At 74.2% G+C, this 935-nt stretch carries 1 protein-coding gene; it reads right to left on the minus strand.

What is annotated here, in order from left to right; all coding sequences use genetic code 11:
- Positions 1 to 63 precede the first annotated feature (63 nt).
- Positions 64 to 663 carry a recombination mediator RecR gene (gene recR / locus HMPREF3105_RS10250; RefSeq protein ID WP_070709523.1) on the minus strand — a complete coding sequence of 200 codons (600 nt, stop codon included), beginning with the start codon at positions 661 to 663 and terminating at the stop codon, positions 64 to 66.
- Between the last annotated feature and the right edge of the window lie 272 nt (positions 664 to 935).

Here is a 935-nt window from a genome sequence, read left to right on the forward strand (position 1 = left end):
CCGGCACGCGCGTGGCCTGAGCCGGGCCGGCGTCGGGCGGGGCCTGCTCGACGCCGGCCCGTGTCAGCCGCTGATCAGGCGGCGGCCCTCGAAGGCGCGGCCGAGGGTGACCTCGTCCGCGTACTCGAGATCCCCGCCGACGGGCAGACCGGAGGCCAGACGCGTGACGCGGATGCCCGTGGCGCCGAGGAGCCGGCCGAGGTAGGTGGCCGTGGCCTCGCCCTCGAGGTTGGGATCCGTGGCGAGGATGACCTCCTGCACGGCCTCGTCCTGCAGCCGGGTGAGCAGCTCGCGGACGTGCAGCTGCTCGGGGCCGATGCCGGCGATCGGGTTGATGGCCCCGCCGAGCACGTGGTAGCGGCCCTGGAAGGCGCGGGTGCGCTCCATGGCCATGACGTCCTGCGACTCCTCGACGACGCAGATCTGGGAGCGGTCCCGGCGTTCATCCCGGCAGAGCGAGCACACCTCGTCCTCGGAGACGTTGAAGCAGACCGAGCACAGCCGCATCCTGTCCTTGACCGTGCGGATGGCGTCCGCGAGCCGCAGCATGTCCTCCCGGTCCGCCTCCAGCATGTGGAAGGCGATGCGCTGGGCGGACTTCGGCCCGATGCCCGGCAGGCGGCCGAGCTCGTCGATCAGGTCCTGCACCGCGCCCTGGTACATCCGTCTCCCTCGTCCGATGGTGCGTCTCGTGGGGCGTGCGCCCCGACGCGGCGCCGTGGTCCGGCGCCGCGTCCATCATGCCCGCGGCCCCGGACGGCGTACGGGCGCGTTCGCCTCAGGCGTCGTTGGGGCGTTCCTCGAGCAGGCGGCCGCCGAGCACCCGTTCGACGACGGCCCGGCCCACGAGGCCCGAGTCCTCGAGCGGGACGTCGTCGTCGCTGGCGACCTCGTCCTCCCACCCCACCCCGGACGTCGCCGGGGCGGCGGGGCCG

It is taken from the genome of Micrococcus sp. HMSC31B01, from assembly GCF_001816085.1.
In the GTDB taxonomy this organism is placed as follows: Bacteria; Actinomycetota; Actinomycetes; order Actinomycetales; family Micrococcaceae; genus Micrococcus; species Micrococcus luteus.

What these genes read in the sequence shown, in the direction of transcription:
- recR (WP_070709523.1), bottom strand. Translation starts at nt 663, where the DNA reads ATGTACCAGGGCGCGGTGCAGGACCTGATCGACGAGCTCGGCCGCCTG.